Annotated in this window: 14 protein-coding genes and 1 pseudogene; 3 read left to right on the forward strand and 12 right to left on the reverse strand. The window is 63.3% G+C overall.

Features of this window, described 5'->3' with window-relative positions; genetic code table 11:
- On the forward strand, positions 1-1415 hold a 1415-nt coding region (locus EP237_RS20315; RefSeq protein WP_127562656.1), incomplete at its 5' end, for a recombinase family protein.
- A 121-nt stretch (positions 1416-1536) separates the two neighbouring features.
- Here EP237_RS20315 and EP237_RS23740 read toward each other — a convergent pair.
- The 11 genes and pseudogenes from EP237_RS23740 to EP237_RS20365 all read right to left on the reverse strand — a co-directional run.
- Positions 1537-1668: pseudogene (locus EP237_RS23740) on the reverse strand (IS3 family transposase); the annotation flags it as partial.
- Between the two features lie 97 nt (positions 1669-1765).
- Complete coding sequence (locus EP237_RS20320; protein ID WP_127562657.1) at positions 1766-2287, reverse strand: DUF2478 domain-containing protein; 522 nt, start codon at positions 2285-2287, stop codon at positions 1766-1768.
- Between the two features lie 11 nt (positions 2288-2298).
- Positions 2299-3576: a molybdopterin molybdotransferase MoeA gene (locus EP237_RS20325; protein ID WP_127562658.1), complete on the reverse strand. Its 1278-nt coding sequence runs from the start codon at positions 3574-3576 to the stop codon at positions 2299-2301.
- Positions 3573-4205, reverse strand: coding sequence for a carbonic anhydrase (locus tag EP237_RS20330; RefSeq protein ID WP_127562659.1), 633 nt, complete (start codon positions 4203-4205; stop codon positions 3573-3575). The genes EP237_RS20325 and EP237_RS20330 overlap by 4 nt, the downstream gene beginning before the upstream one ends.
- Positions 4195-4764 (reverse strand): hemerythrin domain-containing protein, encoded by a 570-nt coding sequence (locus EP237_RS20335; RefSeq protein ID WP_127562660.1) that lies wholly within the window; start codon positions 4762-4764, stop codon positions 4195-4197. Before EP237_RS20335 ends, EP237_RS20330 begins: the two co-directional genes overlap by 11 nt.
- A gap of 20 nt (positions 4765-4784) precedes the next feature.
- Positions 4785-5579, reverse strand: a complete 795-nt coding sequence (locus tag EP237_RS20340) for a peptidylprolyl isomerase (RefSeq protein ID WP_127562695.1) — start codon at positions 5577-5579, stop codon at positions 4785-4787.
- A gap of 5 nt (positions 5580-5584) precedes the next feature.
- Positions 5585-6370: a respiratory nitrate reductase subunit gamma gene (gene narI / locus EP237_RS20345; protein WP_127562661.1), complete on the reverse strand. Its 786-nt coding sequence runs from the start codon at positions 6368-6370 to the stop codon at positions 5585-5587.
- Between the two features lies 1 nt (position 6371).
- The gene (gene narJ, locus EP237_RS20350; protein ID WP_127562696.1) at positions 6372-7073 is read right to left on the reverse strand and encodes a nitrate reductase molybdenum cofactor assembly chaperone; all 702 of its coding nucleotides are present in this window, start codon (positions 7071-7073) and stop codon (positions 6372-6374) included.
- Positions 7074-7075: 2 nt separating this feature from the next.
- Positions 7076-8602 carry a nitrate reductase subunit beta gene (gene narH / locus EP237_RS20355; protein WP_127562662.1) on the reverse strand — a complete coding sequence of 509 codons (1527 nt, stop codon included), beginning with the start codon at positions 8600-8602 and terminating at the stop codon, positions 7076-7078.
- A complete protein-coding gene (locus EP237_RS20360; protein ID WP_127562663.1) occupies positions 8599-12357 on the reverse strand; it encodes a nitrate reductase subunit alpha in 3759 nt (1252 codons plus the stop codon). The genes narH and EP237_RS20360 overlap by 4 nt, the downstream gene beginning before the upstream one ends.
- 64 nt (positions 12358-12421) lie before the next feature.
- Positions 12422-15145 (reverse strand): nitrate/nitrite transporter, encoded by a 2724-nt coding sequence (locus EP237_RS20365; protein WP_127562664.1) that lies wholly within the window; start codon positions 15143-15145, stop codon positions 12422-12424.
- A gap of 254 nt (positions 15146-15399) precedes the next feature.
- On the opposite strand from EP237_RS20365, the gene EP237_RS20370 reads away from it, so the two are divergent.
- Together EP237_RS20370 and EP237_RS20375 are read left to right on the forward strand one after the other, a co-directional pair.
- Positions 15400-16098 carry a cyclic nucleotide-binding domain-containing protein gene (locus tag EP237_RS20370; RefSeq protein WP_127562665.1) on the forward strand — a complete coding sequence of 233 codons (699 nt, stop codon included), beginning with the start codon at positions 15400-15402 and terminating at the stop codon, positions 16096-16098.
- A gap of 11 nt (positions 16099-16109) precedes the next feature.
- A complete protein-coding gene (locus EP237_RS20375; protein WP_127562666.1) occupies positions 16110-16421 on the forward strand; it encodes a carboxymuconolactone decarboxylase family protein in 312 nt (103 codons plus the stop codon).
- 24 nt (positions 16422-16445) lie between these two features.
- On the opposite strand, the gene EP237_RS20380 is transcribed toward EP237_RS20375, so the two are convergent.
- Positions 16446-16742, reverse strand: coding sequence for a DUF6455 family protein (locus tag EP237_RS20380; protein WP_127562667.1), 297 nt, complete (start codon positions 16740-16742; stop codon positions 16446-16448).
- Between the last annotated feature and the right edge of the window lie 77 nt (positions 16743-16819).

A 16819-nucleotide genomic window follows, 5' to 3' on the forward strand; every position in this document is an offset into this window, starting at 1 on the left:
CGGAAGGCGCGATCAGCGAGATGCATATCGGGCTCGGCGGCACGATGTCCGCGATTTTCCTGCGCCATCTCGCGGAGAAGACTCACCGAGGCCTCGAGGGCCGGGTGAAGCAGGGCAAGTCCGCCGGGGGGATCAGCTACGGCTACCGGCTGGACCGTCAGCCCCTGCCGGACGGCACCCACACCACCGGAGACCGGCTGATCGACGCGGCGGAAGCCTCGATCGTACGGCGGATCTTCAGCGAGTATGACCAGGGGCTGAGTGCACGATCGATCGCGACCGGCCTGAACCGGGACGGCATCGCCCCGCCGCGCTCGGGCGGCAAGGGATCCGGGACGTGGAGCTTCTCGACGATTTCGGGGAACTGGAAGCGCGGGACGGGGATTTTGAACAACGACCTGTACCGGGGTCTGTTGGTTTGGAACCGGCAGCGGTACATCAAAGATCCGGACACCGGCAAACGCCAAGCCCGGATGAACCCCGAAGCAGACTGGATCACCGAAGAGGTCCCGCACCTGCGGATCATCAACGATGCCCTGTGGACCCGGGTCAAACAGCGGCAAGGCGCAATCCGGGAAGACATCCTGACGGAACGGGCGGACAACCCCGACGCACCGAAGATCGAACGCGGCCACCGCCCGCGTTACCTCTTGTCGGGGCTCCTGAGCTGCGGGTGCTGCGGGGCGGGCTACATCATGATCAGCAACGCCCGCTATGGCTGCTCGGCCTCCCGGAACAGGGGGACGTGTTCCAACAAGAAGACCATCGCGCGCAAGGACGTTGAGACACGCGTTCTGAACGGCCTTCAGACCCGACTGATGCACCCGGACCTGATCCGGGAGTACATCACGACCTGGCAGCAGGAGATGCAGAAGGACCGGCAGGAGAGTCTTGCCGCCCGGGGCGAGCAAGAGCGCCGCCTCGCGAAGGTGGCGAAGGAGATCAACGCCGTGGTGACGGCGATCACTGAAGGCATGTTCCACCCGAGCATGAAGGCGAAGATGGACGCGCTGGAAGCGGAACGGGCGGAGCTGGAGGCAAAGCTGGCTGCCCTGCCCCAGCCGGAACCGGTGGTGGCGATCCACCCCGGTCTTTCTGAGACATACACCCGCAAGGTGGCCGATCTCGCAGCAGTGCTGAACGATCCGGAAGCCCGTCCCGAAGCCGCTGACCACCTTCGCGGCCTGATCGAGAGCGTGACGCTGACGCCGGACCCAGACGCGCCGAACGGGCACGTGATGGAACTTCGCGGGGAACTGGGTGCGATTTTGTCGTTGTGTGGCGGGGGGTTGGGTACAAACGCCAACGCCCGCCGGGGTACGGCGGGCGTTAGGCAAGTGACTATGGTTGCGGGGGCTTGCAACTCACGATTTCTGCGCTTGGTGGAGAGCGTGGTCCCGCGGCTTGTGGCGTAGAAGCGGCCGCCACGTCGTGTAATGGGGCCAACCGTGCTGTTTCAAGCTTGGCGACGACAAAACGAGAAGTCGAGACATCCTGTGCACACGATCCGTACATGCAACCTGCTCAACCGCTTTAAATCGCGGCCGCTTCGGCCCAATCCTCCAAGGTTTCCTCGACGATCAGCAGCTTCTCCGGAGCCTTCCAGCGGCGCCGACGGCCGCCATCAGTGATGATCTCATAGTCAGACATAAGCACGTGCTTGGGCATATGCCTAAACCTCCATGGTTATGCCTGATTGTCCGGTGTAGACGGAGGCCTTTTCACCTCAGAAAGACGAATAAAAGATCCCGACGATCAGCCAAAATCAGACCAGTTCGTGGGCCGGCGCGGTCACCTCATCTACCCACGCCATCAGTGCTTCGGGTTCGGGCGGCAGCTGGATTGCCAGCCCTTCCGCGAAGGTCTCGAAAGCCGGTCGGTTGAGCGCATTGAGACCAACCAGAACGGGAACGTCCATCGCGATCGCCTCGGCGATCACGTTGCGGAACCCTCGTCCCTCGGCCTCGTGTTTGCCGAACTTGTTGACGATCAGGAGGTCCGCCCCGGATGAGAGATCGGCCGCGACCAACCCGACCGCCGTTTCCAGCGCGGTTGGGTCGAGGCGACACCCCCGCGCCTGCGGGCCGAGGTCCTGACTGATGCGCAGAATGGCACCATCGGGCAACACTCGCACGTCCATGTCGCAGGGGCCGGCATCACAGCGCTCGCTGTTGATCTGGACAGTGCCGCAACATCTGAGACCGCGAGCCGCGAGGTCGGTTGCCAGCCGTTCAAGAACCAGGTCGGTATCGCCGCGGCCCGGCGCCATCGTGTAGGCAAGTTTCATATCTGGACTCCTCAGGATTGGCAGAACGGCTGGAATTCGACCAGCGCACCGGCTGGCAGACATTCGGCATCGGCGGGCAGAAGCATCAGCCCGTCTGCTCGTGAGAGCAGCCCGACACGGGCCGAATGTGTGGCATCCTCGAAACAGACGATTTCGCGACCATGGGCATCGAAACCGGCCAGCGTGGCAGGTCGGAGTTCGCAGCGCCCGGGCTTGCGGCGGATTGGGCTTGCGGTCACGACATGGCGCCGGGTTGGGATGGGTCCCTCGCCGCTCAGGGCACGGATCAGCGCCAGTCCGAAGACCTGCCATGTGACGAAGGCCGATACCGGGTTGCCAGGCAATCCAAGCCAGTGCGCCTTGCCGATGCGCCCGATCGACACCGGCTTGCCGGGTTTGATCGCGACGCCGCTGAACAGAGTTTCGCCGCCCAATGCCATGACGGCCGGCTTCACATGGTCTTCCTCGCCCACCGAGATACCGCCCGTGGTGATGACCAGATCGGCCTGCGACGCCATGTCGCCCAATTGACGGACAAGACCTGCAAGACTGTCAGCACCATGGGCAGAGGCCACGATTTCAACGCCCGCACAGGCAAGGCTTGCCGTCAGCATCGGCGTGTTGACGTCCCAGATCTGGGCGGCCTCGCGGGCGCTTCCGGCGCGCCGAACCTCGTCACCGGTGACCAGCAGTGCCACGCGCATCCTGCGCCGAACGCGCAGGATGCCCGCGCCGGCGGCAGCGCAGGCGGCGATCTCCCTCGGGCCGAGCCTCTGCCCCTTGTCGAGGACGGTTGCGCCGCTGGCCATGTCACTGCCCGCACGGCGAATGTTCAAACCCGGTTCAGGTCGACGCGACAGATGAATGACGTCCCCGTCACGCTGTACATCCTCCTGCATCACGACAGCGTCCGCGCCACTTGGGATTGGCGCGCCCGTGAAGATCCGGGCCGCCACGGCTCCGGCAACCGGTGTCGTCACCGCCTGTCCGGCAGGCACGCGCGCAACGACCGGCAGCACCCAGGGTCCGGGGCCAGTCAGGGCCGATGTCGCGATCGCATAGCCATCCATCGCCGCATTATCGAAAGCCGGTGCCATGGATCGGGACCGGACCGGCTGGGCGAGAATGCGGCCAAAGGCGCGGTCGAGCGACACGGCCTCGGTCCGACCGACCGGTGCAGTGTGCGCCGCAATCCGGGTAAGCGCCTCGTCGATGCTGATCAGCGCGTGAAGCATGTCCTGACTGTCACAGCCGCAGCCCGGTGACGCGATGGCTTGATGGATGGTCATTGTGCTGCCTCCTGTGTGGATTGGGCAGCCTGGAAGTGCCCGGGCCCAATGCTGCAATCGAGATCTCGCAGGCGCCCGTCCTTGAGCCCGTAGATCAGGCCGTGCACGCGGACATCGGCTCCGCGACGCCATGCCCTCTGAAGGATCGGCGTTTCGCAGACACGCCGAACCCCTTCGACGACGTTCAGTTCGGCCAGTCGGTCACGTTGTCCTTCGAGATCGGGTTCGCGCCCCAGATCGACCGCGTAAGCGCGGGCCAGACGCCGAATCGGCTCGAGCCAGTGATCGGCCAGACCATGGGGCAGATCCTCGGTCGCGGCCTTGACCCCGCCGCAGCCATAGTGGCCGCAAACGATGATCTCGCGCACATGCAACGCATCGACCGCGAACTCCAGCGCCGAGAGCAGGTTCATGTCCGAGGAATGAACGATGTTGGCGACGTTGCGATGGACGAAGACCTCGCCCGGATCGAGCCCCGCGACCACGTTGGCCGGAACCCGACTGTCCGAACAGCCGATCCAGAAGAACTCGGGCGCCTGAAGCGCGGCAAGGCGGGTGAAATAGTCGGGTTCCTCGGCGTGACGTTGTTGCGACCAAGCCACGTTGCGCGCCAGAAGATCATTCAGCATCGGTCGTCTCCGGGGAATCTGGCAGCCCGCGCCGCGTTCGCATGTGTTTCGACAGGGTCTGCAGATCGGCCCGAGTCAGCCGGGCGCGGGCAATCGGCAGGAGGATCGCGTTTTCGGCAACGAGGTGGCGGCGCACGTGCCCCGCAAACCTGGACAACACGGCGCGCTCCTTGGCGGTCAGATCGGCCCCCCTGTCGAGGCAACCAGCCAGCATCGCACGCACGTCAGGCAACAGACGCATCGCCTCATCCTGATCAGCCCTAATCCGGTCGATCGCACCCTCGATCGCATCCTCCTCCGTGCAGCGCCGGGCAAGAAGCGGGAACAGATCTTCCATCTCGTCGCGCAGGTGGACGTTCAATTCCTCGTTCAGAAAGCGCAGCACCGTTGTCGCTGCCTGGCGATCGAGAGCGTCCGCCGATGCCAGCCTGTCGATCACTGCGCAAATCTGACGTTCGCGCAGGTGGTCTTCACTGATGAAATCCAGAGGATTTGCAAGCAGGCTCGGGCTTGTCGGTTTATCACCGCTCCCACGCAGCAATGGCTCTGACGGTTGCATGACACGTCCTTTCGCGTGGTTCAGATCGGCGCAAGGCTTGCGCCGGTGATCTGTGCGCCTTGGGCCAGAGATTCGACGAAGTCCCGTGATGCCCGCGCCCAGGCCGCCTTTTCCAGCGCCTGCGCGATTCTGGGGCGGACGGTCTCATAGGGCAGAACCTGACCTGGTGCTGTGGCGTTCAGGCGGATGATGTGCCAGCCGTGCCGAGAGAGAACGGGTGTGGGGCTGATGCCGCCCTCGGCCAGGGTGCGCAACGCCGCTTCGAACTCGGGCACGGTGTCGCCCGGGCCAAGCTGGCCCAGATGCCCAGCCGAAGCCTTGGAGCCGCAGTCGCTTTCACGGGCAGCGGCGGCGAACCCTTTGGCGTCGCCATCAAGCCGCGCCAGCAGGGCAAGGGCCCGCGCCTCGGCCATGGCGCGTTCGGCGTCGTCGCGCGGATCGCAGGCACACAGGATATGCGAGACATCCCAGAGCGGCGCGGATCGGTAACGGTCGGGGTCCTTTTGCCATTCCGCACGGACCGCGTCCTCGGCAATCGGCTCGATTTCCAGCGCTTCATCCAGAAGGGCACGGATCAGGGCTTCGTCTTCGGTCTCGAAGCGGCTTGGCGCCAGTTCCAGCGGGTCGGGCGTCAACCCCCGGCGCTTCGCCTCTTGCAACAGCAGTGCGCGGATGGCCAGCGCCTGCGCCGCCTTGCGCCAGGCGATGCCCGGCTTGTCCTTCGGGCCAGTGTGGTTCTGGGCCTCGGCGGCGATTGCCGCCGAGGGGATGGTCTCATTGTTCACGACGACATCGGGAAACAGGGCCACGTTCATCTGGCTCACTCCGCTGGCGTCGTGGAGGTGGGACCGCGCTTGGCTTGCACCTTGTCATAGGCGCGGCGGCGGTCTTCGAGCGGGCGATGCCGACGCGAGCGCACGATCTGGTAGCCGGGCCGCGTCAGCAGGTAGCGGAACGGAGCGGCAAAGCCCGACCAGATGTGCACCAGCCGCGTGAAGGGAAACAGCGCCGTGATGATCAGGCCGAGGAAGATGTGCAGCTTGTAGAGCCAGTGCACGTCAACCACCGTGACCCAGGCGTTGATGTTCCAGCTGACCACGCTCTGCGACCAGGTCATGAAGCGGACCATTTCCGACCCGTCCATGTGCTGAAGCGTCTGGGTGATCGTCAGAAGGCCGATGGCCAGCTGCAGCCAGATCAGCACCATGATGAGGATGTCCGGCGTAGTGGAGGTGACGCGAATGCGTGGGTCGCTCAGGCGGCGATGGATCAGCATGGTCGATCCGATGAGGGCCGCGATGCCCGCCGGGCCGCCGATGATGACCGCCATCCACTGCTTGAGCGCATAGGGAATGCCGATCGCATCCAGAACCCAGACCGGCGTAAACAGGCCGACGAGGTGACCAAAGAACACGGTCAGGATACCGACGTGAAACAGGATCGAGCCCCAGATCAGCTGCTTGCGGCGCAAAAGCTGGCTCGAGGAACTTTTCCAGGTGAAGGGGTCCCGTTCATAGCGCACGATCGACCCCACGAGGAAGATCGTCAGCGCGACATAGGGCATGACCCCGAAGATGACGAAGTTGATGTCGAAGTCGCCAAACATATCATGCGCTCCTGTTCAGGGGTTTCGGTGCGGGTTTGTCCATCGCCGCGAGCATGTCGCGGACTTGCGGACAACCGGCGTTTGGATCGGGGCCGAATGTTACCTCGGTTTCCTCCCAGACGGCATCAAGCGCCGCGAGGTCGGTCGGGTCATCATCCGGCTGGGCCAGCATGTCGGCCACCGCTTCGGCGTCGGCCTGCGTGTCGGCGAGCTGGGAAAGAGCGGCGAACGCGGCGGCATATCCGCTGTCGCGCCGGACAAGCCGGACCGCGAGAGCATCAAGGATATGCGCCGCGTCCGCCAGAGTTTCCTGCACTTCTGCGAAGGGACGCGTCGACAGGAATTCCAGCAGCACCGGCAGGTGGTCCGGCAGTTCCGAGGTGGCGGGCTCGAACCCGCCCTCCCGGTAGGTCTCGATCAGGCTGACCATCGCGCCGCCCCTGTCACGGCTTTCGCCATGAACATGCTCGAAGAGATTGAGCGACAGCGTCCGCGACCGGTCAAAGAGCATCACATAGCTTTCCTGCAGGTCGTAGAGGTCGGCCTTTGCGAAGCCATCGGCCAACCTGCGCAGCGCAGCCCGTGTGTCGGCGGCGATGCGGGGATCGGCTGCGATGACGCCCCCGATTTCGGGCATGGCCTCCTGAAGCTCCCGCGAGGGATAGCTCAGGATCAGCGACAGAGCCTTGAGTGTGCGGTCCATCATCAGAAGGTCTCCTGCGGAAGGGCGAATTTCTTTTTCTTGCCGCCGAACAAGGTGGTCTTGCCGGCCTCGCCGGTGGAACAGCCGTTGCCATCGGTAAAGCCGCAGCCGCCGCGGATGTCGGCGCCATGCTCGTTTTGCTCGCGGTGCGCCGTGGGGATCGCGAAGCGGTCCTCGTAATCGGCGATGGCCATGATCTTGTACATGTCCTCGATCACCCGGCCCGACATACCGACACGGGCGGCGATCGCCTCGTCCCGCACGCCATCCACGCTGAGCGCCCGCATATAGAGCCGCATCGCGGACATGCGTTCGAGGGCGTGCACGATGGGCTCCTCGTCCCCCGCCGTCAGCATGTTGGCGAGGTATTTGACGGGGATGCGCAGAGACCGCACGTCGGGCATCTGGTCGCTCATCGCGATCTGTCCGGCCTGAGCGGCGTTCTGGATCGGGCTGAGCGGCGGGATGTACCAGACCATCGGCAGCGTCCGGTATTCGGGGTGCAGCGGGAAGGCGACCTTCCAGTCCATCGCCATCTTCCAGACCGGGCTGACCTTTGCGGCCTCGATCCAGTCCTCGGGCACACCGTCGCGGCGGGCGGCGGCGATCACCTCGGGGTCGTTCGGATCGAGAAACACATCCAGTTGCGCGCCGTAGAGATCGGTCTCGCGTTCGGCGCTGGCCGCCGCCTCGATCTTGTCGGCGTCATAAAGGATCACGCCCAGATAGCGGATACGGCCGACGCAGGTTTCCGAGCAAACCGTCGGCTGGCCGGACTCAATCCGCGGATAGCAGAAGGTGCATTTCTCGGATTTGCCGGTATCCCAGTTGTAATAGACCTTCTTGTAGGGGCAGCCCGAGATGCACATCCGCCAGCCGCGACATTTCTCCTGGTCGATCAGGACGATGCCGTCCTCCTCGCGCTTGTAGATGGCACCCGAGGGGCAGGAGGCCGAGCAGGTAGGGTTGAGGCAATGCTCGCAGAGCCGCGGCAGGTACATCATGAAGGTATTTTCGTACTCTCCATAGATCTCCTTCTGCACGTTCTCGAAGTTGTAGTCGGCCGACCGCTTCGAAAACTCACCGCCGAGGATTTCCTCCCAGTTCGGACCCTTCTCGATCTTCTCCATCCGCTCGCCGGTGATCTTCGATCGGGGGCGTGCGGTGGGAAAGGCGTTCATGTCGGGCGCCGATTTCAGGTGGTCGTAGTCGAAATCGAACGGCTCATAGTAGTCGTCGATCTCGGGCATCGACGGGTTGGCGAAGATGTTCGCCAGGATCCGCCACTTCGATCCCTGCTTGGGATGCAGCTTGCCGCTGGCCGAGCGTGCCCAGCCGCCGTTCCATCGCTTCTGGTTTTCCCAGTCGGTCGGATAGCCGGTGCCGGGCTTGGTCTCGACGTTGTTGAACCACGCGTACTCAACGCCTTCGCGCGTCGTCCACACATTCTTGCAGGTAACCGAGCAGGTGTGACACCCGATGCATTTGTCGAGGTTCAGGACCTTGCCGATTTGCGCACGAACTCTCATTCCGCTGCCTCCACGTTCTGGGTTGCGGACCGGCTTGCGGGTTTGTCGAGCCAGTCGATCTTCTTCATTTTCCGCACGATCACGAACTCGTCGCGGTTGCTGCCCACGGTGCCGTAGTAGTTGAAGCCGTAGGACAGCTGCGCATAGCCGCCGATCATGTGCGTGGGTTTCAGCGTTGCGCGGGTCACCGAGTTGTGGATGCCGCCGCGATTGCCGGTCTTTTCCGAGCCGGGGGTGTTCACGATCTTTTCCTGAGCGTGATACATGAACAGCGTGCCCTGCTTGATCCGCTGGGACACCACCACCCGCGCGGTCAGCGCGCCGTTGGTGTTGTAGGCCTCGACCCAGTCGTTATCGACCAGCCCGGCCTTCTGCGCGTCCACTTCGGACATCCAGACCACCGGTCCGCCCCTGTTCAGCGTCAGCATCAGCAGGTTGTCGGTATAGGTGCTGTGAATGCCCCATTTCTGGTGGGGCGTGATGAAGTTCAGCACCACGTGCGGGCTGCCCTCGGCCGCGTCGTTGTTGACGGCCGCGGTGATGGTCTTGAGGTCGACCGGCGGGCGGTAGCTGACGAAGCCCTCGCCAAAGGCCCGCATCCATTCATGATCCTGATAAAGCTGCTGGCGGCCCGTCAGGGTGCGCCACGGGATCAACTCGTGGACGTTGGTGTATCCCGCGTTGTAGCAGACCTCCTCGCTCTCGATCCCCGACCAGGTGGGCGACGAGATAATCTTGCGCGGTTGCGCCGCGATATCGCGGAAGCGGATCTTGGTATGGTGCGCGCCCTCGGCCAGGTGGGCATGATGGCGACCGGTGGGTTTTTCCAACTCCTCCCACGCCTTCACGGCCACTTCGCCGTTGGTCTCGGGCGCCAGCATCAGGATCATCTCGGCCGCGTCGATAGCCGTTTCGAGTTTCGCGTGCCCCTTCGAGACACCCTCGTCCTGCACCACGCCATTGAGGTCGCGCAGATGGCCGACCTCGACCTTGGTGTCCCATGTGATCCCCTTGCCGCCGTTTCCGAGTTTCTCCAGCAGCGGACCGACCGAGGTGAACTTCTTGTAGAGGTTGGGATAATCCCGCTCGACCGCGATATAGTTCGGCGCGGTCTTGCCCGGGATCAGGTCACATTCGCCCTTCTTCCAGTCCTTCACATGGGCCTGCGCCAGTTCGCCGGGGGTGTCGTGCAGCAGCGGAAGCTGGACGATGTCCGTTTCCACGCCGAGCACCTCGGGTGCGACCTCGGAGAACTTGCGGGCGATTGACTTGAAGATCTCCCAGTCCGACTTCGACTCGTAGGCCGGGTCCACCGCCGCCTGAAGCGGGTGGATGAACGGGTGCATGTCCGAGGTATTGAGATCGTCCTTTTCGTACCAGCTGGCGGTCGGCAGGACGATGTCGGAATAGACCGCCGTCGTGGACATGCGGAAGTCGATGCAGACCAGCAGGTCGAGCTTGCCCTTCGGCGCCTCGTCATGCCAGACGGCCTCCTTCGGCATCACGCCGCCTTCCTCGCCCAGGTCCTTGCCCATCACGCCGTGATCGGTACCCAGGAGGTGCTTGAGGAAATACTCGTGTCCCTTGCCCGAAGACCCGAGCAGGTTCGAGCGCCAGACAAACAGGTTGCGCGGCCAGTTTTCCGGGGCGTCCGGATCCTGACACGACATTTCCAGATCGCCGGACTTCAGCTGTTCGGCGACGTAGTCCTTGATCTCCTTGCCCGCCTTCTTGGCTGCTTTCGAGACCTCCAGCGGGTTGGTCTTGAGCTGCGGGGCGGACGGCAGCCAGCCCATCCGCTCGGCCCGGATGTTGTAGTCTATCAGGGAAATGTCCCAATCGCCCTCGGGTGCGGTCGGCGACAGGATCTCGCCCGCGCGCAGCGTCTCGTAGCGCCACTGGTCGGTATGGGCATACCAGCAGGAGGTCGAATTCATGTGCCGCGGCGGGCGGTTCCAGTCGAGCGCGAAGGCCAGCGGCTGCCAGCCCGTCTGCGGGCGCAGCTTTTCCTGCCCCACGTAGTGCGACCAGCCGCCGCCCTCCTGGCCGATGCAGCCGCACATCACCAGCATGTTGATGATGCCGCGATAGTTCATGTCCATGTGGTACCAGTGGTTCAGACCGGCCCCGAGGATGACCATAGACTTGCCATGGGTCTTTTCGGCGTTGCCCGCGAACTCGCGCGCCACGGCGATGATCTTTTCGCGCGCGACGCCGGTGATCTTCTCGGCCCAGGCCGGGGTATAGGGGCTGTCGTCGTTGAAATCCTTGGACACCCAGTCACCGCCAAGGCCCCGGTCGAGACCGTAATTGGCGCAGAAGAGGTCGAACACCGTGGCCACCAGCACTTCCTTGCCGTCGGCCAGTTTGACCTTCCGCGCGGGGATGTTCCGGGTCAGCACCTCGGGATGGTCGCACTTGACGAAGTCGCCCGTGGCCGCGCCGCCGAAATAGGGGAAGTCGACGCCGACAACCTCGTCGTGGTCGTTGTCGAGGATCTGGCTCAGGCGCAGTTTGGTTTCCGCGCCTTTCGCCTGTTCTTCAAGGTTCCATTTTCCCTCTTCGCCCCAGCGGAAGCCGATCGACCCGTTGGGAGCGACGACCTTGCCCGATGCCTCGTCGAAGGCGACGGTCTTCCAGTCGGGGTTGTTGGCTTCGCCCAGGTGGTCCGCGAAGTCCTCCGCGCGCAGCATCCGGCCCGGCACGAAATGGCCGTCCTTCTCGTCAAGCCGGACCAGCATCGGCATGTCGGTGTACTTGCGGGCATAGTCCTCGAAATAAGCGGCCTGCCGGTCCAGATGGAATTCGCGCAGGATCACGTGGCCCATGGCCATGGCCAGCGCCGCATCGGTGCCGGCCTGGGGGTTCAACCAGATATCGCCGAACTTGGCGGCCTCGGAATAGTCGGGGCTGACCACGGCGGACTTGGTGCCGCGATAGCGGACCTCGGTGTAGAAGTGGGCGTCGGGCGTGCGCGTCTGCGGCACGTTCGAGCCCCAGAGCATCAGGAAGCCCGCATTGTACCAGTCGGCCGATTCCGGCACGTCGGTCTGTTCACCCCAGGTCTGCGGCGAGGCCGGCGGCAGGTCGCAATACCAGTCGTAGAACGACATGCAGGTGCCGCCCAGAAGCGACAGGTAGCGCGAGCCGGCGGCGTAGCTGACCATCGACATGGCCGGGATCGGCGAGAAGCCGAACACCCGGTCGGGCCCCCAGGTTTTCGCGGTGTAGGCGTTGGCGGCGGCGACGATCTCGGTCGCCTCGTCCCAGCTTGCCCGCACGAACCCGCCCTTGCCGCGCGTCTTGGTATAGGAGGCACGCAGGATCGGGTCGTTCTGGATCGCGGCCCAGGCCGCCACCGGCGTCATCGTCTCGCGCATCTTGCGCCAGGCGCGCATCAGGCTGCCCCGGATCAGCGGATTCTTCACCCGGTTCGCGGAATAGAGATACCAGCTGTAGGACGCGCCGCGCGCGCAACCCCGCGGCTCGTGGTTGGGCAGCCCCGCCCGGGTGCGTGGATAGTCGGTCTGCTGCGTCTCCCACGTGACGATGCCGGACTTGACATAGATCTTCCAGGAACACGACCCGGTGCAGTTCACCCCGTGGGTCGAGCGGACGATCTTGTCGTGCCGCCAGCGGTTTCTGTAGGTGTCCTCCCAGTCGCGGTTCTCGCGGGTGGTCTGACCCCAACCGTCCGAGAATTGCTCCAGTTCCTTGCTCTGGAAGAAGTTCAGTTTGTCGAGCAGATGGCTCATTGGGCTGTCCTTTCGGGTGTCTGGATGCGGGCGGCGAACTGCGCCGCCCGGGAATTCAAATGGATCATTCTGCGGGCTGGGCGGCGGTGCCCTGCGGTGTGCGACCATGCTCGATGTCGTGGAGAAGGCCGCCGGGGCGCGTGTAGACCGCCCAGGTGATGACGACGCAGATGACGTAGAAGATCAGGAAGCCCCAGAGCGCCCCCACGGCGGACCCGGTCATCGCGATGGATGTGCCGTAGGCCTTGGGGATGAAGAAGGCGCCGTAAGCCGCGATCGCCGAGGTGAAGGCCACGATCGCGCCGGATTCCATCGCGATCTGCCGCTTGCGTTCCTCGACGCCCAACTGCGGCATCAGGCGTGGAATTTCACGTCCCATGATCACCGGGATCATCTGGAAGGTGGAGGCATTGCCGACACCGGTCAGGAAGAACAACGCCATGAAGCAGGCGAAGAAGCCGATGAACGATCCAAGTCCGAGGAAAGTGATCACGCCGAAGGTGGCCACGATCATCAGCGCGAAGGTCCAGAAGGTCACGCGACCACCGCCGAACTTGTCCGAGATCCAGCCGGTTCCGGCGCGGCTGAGCGCACCGACCAACGGCCCAAGGAACACGTAGTTGAGCGCGTTCACATCCGGGAAGGCCAGCCGCGTCAGCAGCGGGAAGCCCGCCGAATAACCAATAAAGCTGCCGAAGGTGCCGGTGTAGAGGATGCACATCAGCCAGTTCTGCTTGCGCCCAAAGATCACGGCTTGGCTGGCGAAGCTCGCACGCGCGTCGGCGATGTCGTTCATGCCCAGCCAGGCCGCGATGGTCGCCGCAAGGATAAAGGGCACCCAGACGAAGCCTGCGTTCTGCATCCAAAGCTGCCCACCGTCGGACAGGGTCACGGGCTCACCGCCGATGGCTCCGAACACACCCGCCGTGATGACGATGGGCACGAGGAACTGCATGACCGAGACACCGAGGTTCCCAAGACCCGCGTTCAGCGCCAGCGCGTTGCCCTTTTCGGCCTTCGGGAAGAAGTAGCCGATATTGGCCATACTCGACGCGAAGTTGCCGCCACCGAACCCGCACAGAAGCGCCAGCACGAGGAAGATCAGATAGGGCGTGTCGGGGTTCTGCACCGCGTATCCGATGCCCATGGCAGGCAGCAACAGCGAGGCGGTCGACAGCGTCGTCCACAGCCGCCCGCCGAAGATCGGGACCATGAAGCTGTAGAAGATGCGGAGCGTCGCACCTGACAGGCCCGGCAAGGCCGCCAGCCAGAACAACTGGCCCGGGGTGAAGTCGAACCCGATGGCAGGCAAGCGAGCCACGACCACCGACCACACCATCCAGACCGAGAAGGCCAGCAGAAGCGCCGGGATCGAGATCCACAGGTTGCGGCGTGCGACGGCGCGGCCCTTTTCGGCCCAGAATTGCGCGTCCTCGGGCCGCCAATCTTCCAGCACGCGCGGCATGGCGGTGCGTTCGGGGTGGTGGATGTCCTGCATCTCGGGCAGCTGCGGCAGCTGGTCGAGCACTTCGCCATGCGCCGCACGCTCCATCGCCCGGACCGACAGGTGCATCCAGCTGAGCGCGATCGCGACCAGTCCGAAGAGCAGCGCGAAACACGATGTATAGATGCCCGTCAGGTCCAGCAGCGCGCCGAAGGCAATCGGAAGGACGAAGCCGCCCAATCCGCCGATCATGCCCACAAGCCCGCCGACCGCACCCACGTGACCCGGATAGTAGACCGGGATGTGCTTGAAGACCGCGGCCTTCCCAAGGCTCATGAAGAAACCCAGCGCAAACAGCGTCACGATGAAGGGCCACAGACCCATCTGGGTCGAGAAGGCGATGGCACCGTCCTTGCCCTGAATGATGTAATCCGTGGGCGGATAGCTCAACATGAACAGGAACAGCAGGGAAAAGCCGAAGGTCCAGTACATGACCCGGCGCGCGCCGAACTTGTCCGACAGCACGCCACCATAGGCCCGGAACAGAGAAGCTGAGAGGCTGAACGAGGCAGCCGCCATGCCCGCGAAGCGCACGTCGATGCCGTAGACGTCGATCAGGTAGTGCGGCAACCACAGCGCAAGTGCCACGAAGGCGCCGAACACGAAGAAATAGTAGAGTGAGAACCGCCAGACCTGCAGGTTCTTGAGCGGTGCGAACTGTTGGGCGAGCGACGGGGCCTTGGCGCCCGTCTTGCGGCGTTCAACCAGTTCGGGGTCGTCCTTGGCGAGCAGGAAGAACAGTACCCCGATGATGGCGAGCCCCGCCGCCCAGACATAGGCGACACCGTGCCAGCCATAGGCGACCATGACGAAGGGAGCGACGAACTTGGTGACCGCTGCGCCCACGTTACCCGCGCCGAAGATACCCAGCGCTGTCCCCTGGTGGCCTGCGTCATACCAGCGGCTGACATAGGCTACACCGATGATGAACGACCCGCCCGCGAGGCCGATGCCGAGGGCCGCGATCAGATACATGATGTAGCTGTCCGCAAGTGTCAGCGCCCAGGTTGCAAGCGCGGTCAGGATCATCTGGCTGGAAAATACCAGCCGCCCGCCGTATTTCTCGGTCCAGACGCCGAGAAACAGGCGGGTGACCGATCCGGTCAGGATCGGTGTCGCGACCAGCAGGCCGAACTGGGTGTCATTCAGTCCAAGCTCGGCCTTGATGGCGACACCGATGATGGAAAAGATCGTCCAGACCGCGAAACAGGCGGTAAAGGCGATCGTGCTCAAGCTCAGGGCGCGTGTCTGATCGGCGCGTGAGGCTGTTGCAACGGTCTGCATGGCGGGTCTCCGGCAAAATAGGTCTTTCACCCCTGCGTGGGGATCAGTGCCAGACCTGACGCCACAACGACGCTCGTGACTTGATCTAGATCACAAAATTGGGAAAATACTAGCGAAATAAATGGCTTACAGAAATATGTCATCCAGTGCGCGGTGGCAGATCAAGGTTAAAGCGGCGAAGGTCAACTGGTGGGTTGACATTTATCAATTGATTTGCTGACAATTGTTAAGCGCGCAAAGTCAGGGGGGACGAAATGCCCGATTCAGAATACCGGGATATTCGAAAACTCGATCTCTTTGCGCAGATGGCGGATGATAATTTCACGTCGTTGATGCGTGGCGCCTATGTGCAGAATTTCCCTGCGCAGATCGAATTGGTCACTGAAGGAGAGCCGAGCGATTTTCTTCATATCGTCATTTCGGGTTCGGTGGATCTATTTTCGGCCTGGAATGGGCGGGATACCAGCATGGCGACTGTCCGCCCGATCTCGACCTTCATTCTTGCCGCGACCATCAAGGATGCGCCCTACCTAATGTCGGCTCGCACGCTCGAGAAAAGCCGGATCGCGCTGATCCCCAGTCAGGACGTTCGCGCGATCTTCGACGCCGACAGCAACTTTGCCCGTGCGATCGTCACGGAACTGGCGCAGTGCTATCGCTCGGTCATCAAGGCGCAGAAGGATCTGAAACTCAGAACCTCACTCGAGCGGCTGGCGAACTACTTGCTCAGGCAACAACGGCACGCCGGCGGCCGGGCTGCGTTCGAGCTGGATTTCGAGAAGCGGCGCCTGGCCTCTGTGCTGGGCATGACCCCTGAAAATCTCAGCCGCGCCTTCAAGGGCCTGCAGCCCTATGGTGTGACAGTGACCGGCACCCGCATCTCCATCGACAATCAGGCGGACCTGGAGCGCTTTGCGAAACCAAATCCACTGATTGATGACTTTTCAACCTGAGGGACGGAACAATGACCAAATCCATGCCCGGCGCCGCCGGAGATCTCGCCGAGGAACACCCCGATGTCTGGAAGGCCTATGCCGCCTTGGGCAAGGCAACGGCCGATTGCGGCCCGCTGACGGCACGGGAAAGACGTCTCGTCAAACTCGCGCTTGCCATTGGCGCGGGATCCGAAGGCGCGGTGCATTCCCACACCCGGCGCGCCATATCGGAGGGGATTGAGGCTGAGGCGATCATGCAGGTCGCGATGCTGGCCATCGGCCCGCTTGGCCTGCCCCGTGCCGTCGCCGCGAAGACCTGGATCGAAGATATCGAGGATTAGAACTCCGTTCGGCTGGGCGGTCTGTCACCGGGCCTTGGGACGCAACCGCTCTTCCTTTTGCAGGTCTTCGATAAGGCGATGGTTGGGGCAAAACCCCGGCGGCTTGCCACCGTCTGCGGTCTTGTCGAGCCAACGTCCGCAAATCTCGTCCGCATTGCAGGAAACGCAGGTTTCGACACTGTGTCGCGCGACGCTTTCCAAATCCTGCGCTGCGTGCAAAGCCGCCAAGCTCACTCCGCTTTTTGCAAACATGCGCCGACGCAACCGCATTCTTTTTTCGAAGGCTTCAATGGTGAGAGTATCGCTGTCCAATTTCAGCACGACGCGCCTCCAAGTTTGTCTTTGAATTAATACCATAGTCGGCATCGCTTGTCGCCTCGTTCCGCAGCGTAGCGGAC

It is taken from the genome of Nioella ostreopsis (assembly GCF_004000255.1).
Taxonomy (GTDB): domain Bacteria; phylum Pseudomonadota; class Alphaproteobacteria; order Rhodobacterales; family Rhodobacteraceae; genus Nioella; species Nioella ostreopsis.

Excerpts from the sequence above, each read along its gene's own strand:
- EP237_RS20320 (WP_127562657.1), bottom strand. The coding sequence starts at position 2,287 with ATGAAACTTGCCTACACGATGGCGCCGGGCCGCGGCGATACCGACCTG.
- EP237_RS20325 (WP_127562658.1), bottom strand. The coding sequence starts at position 3,576 with ATGACCATCCATCAAGCCATCGCGTCACCGGGCTGCGGCTGTGACAGT.
- EP237_RS20330 (WP_127562659.1), bottom strand. The coding sequence starts at position 4,205 with ATGCTGAATGATCTTCTGGCGCGCAACGTGGCTTGGTCGCAACAACGT.
- EP237_RS20335 (WP_127562660.1), bottom strand. The coding sequence starts at position 4,764 with ATGCAACCGTCAGAGCCATTGCTGCGTGGGAGCGGTGATAAACCGACA.
- EP237_RS20340 (WP_127562695.1), bottom strand. The coding sequence starts at position 5,579 with ATGAACGTGGCCCTGTTTCCCGATGTCGTCGTGAACAATGAGACCATC.
- narI (WP_127562661.1), bottom strand. The coding sequence starts at position 6,370 with ATGTTTGGCGACTTCGACATCAACTTCGTCATCTTCGGGGTCATGCCC.
- narJ (WP_127562696.1), bottom strand. The coding sequence starts at position 7,073 with ATGGACCGCACACTCAAGGCTCTGTCGCTGATCCTGAGCTATCCCTCG.
- narH (WP_127562662.1), bottom strand. The coding sequence starts at position 8,602 with ATGAGAGTTCGTGCGCAAATCGGCAAGGTCCTGAACCTCGACAAATGC.
- EP237_RS20360 (WP_127562663.1), bottom strand. The coding sequence starts at position 12,357 with ATGAGCCATCTGCTCGACAAACTGAACTTCTTCCAGAGCAAGGAACTG.
- EP237_RS20365 (WP_127562664.1), bottom strand. The coding sequence starts at position 15,145 with ATGCAGACCGTTGCAACAGCCTCACGCGCCGATCAGACACGCGCCCTG.
- EP237_RS20370 (WP_127562665.1), top strand. The coding sequence starts at position 15,400 with ATGCCCGATTCAGAATACCGGGATATTCGAAAACTCGATCTCTTTGCG.
- EP237_RS20375 (WP_127562666.1), top strand. The coding sequence starts at position 16,110 with ATGACCAAATCCATGCCCGGCGCCGCCGGAGATCTCGCCGAGGAACAC.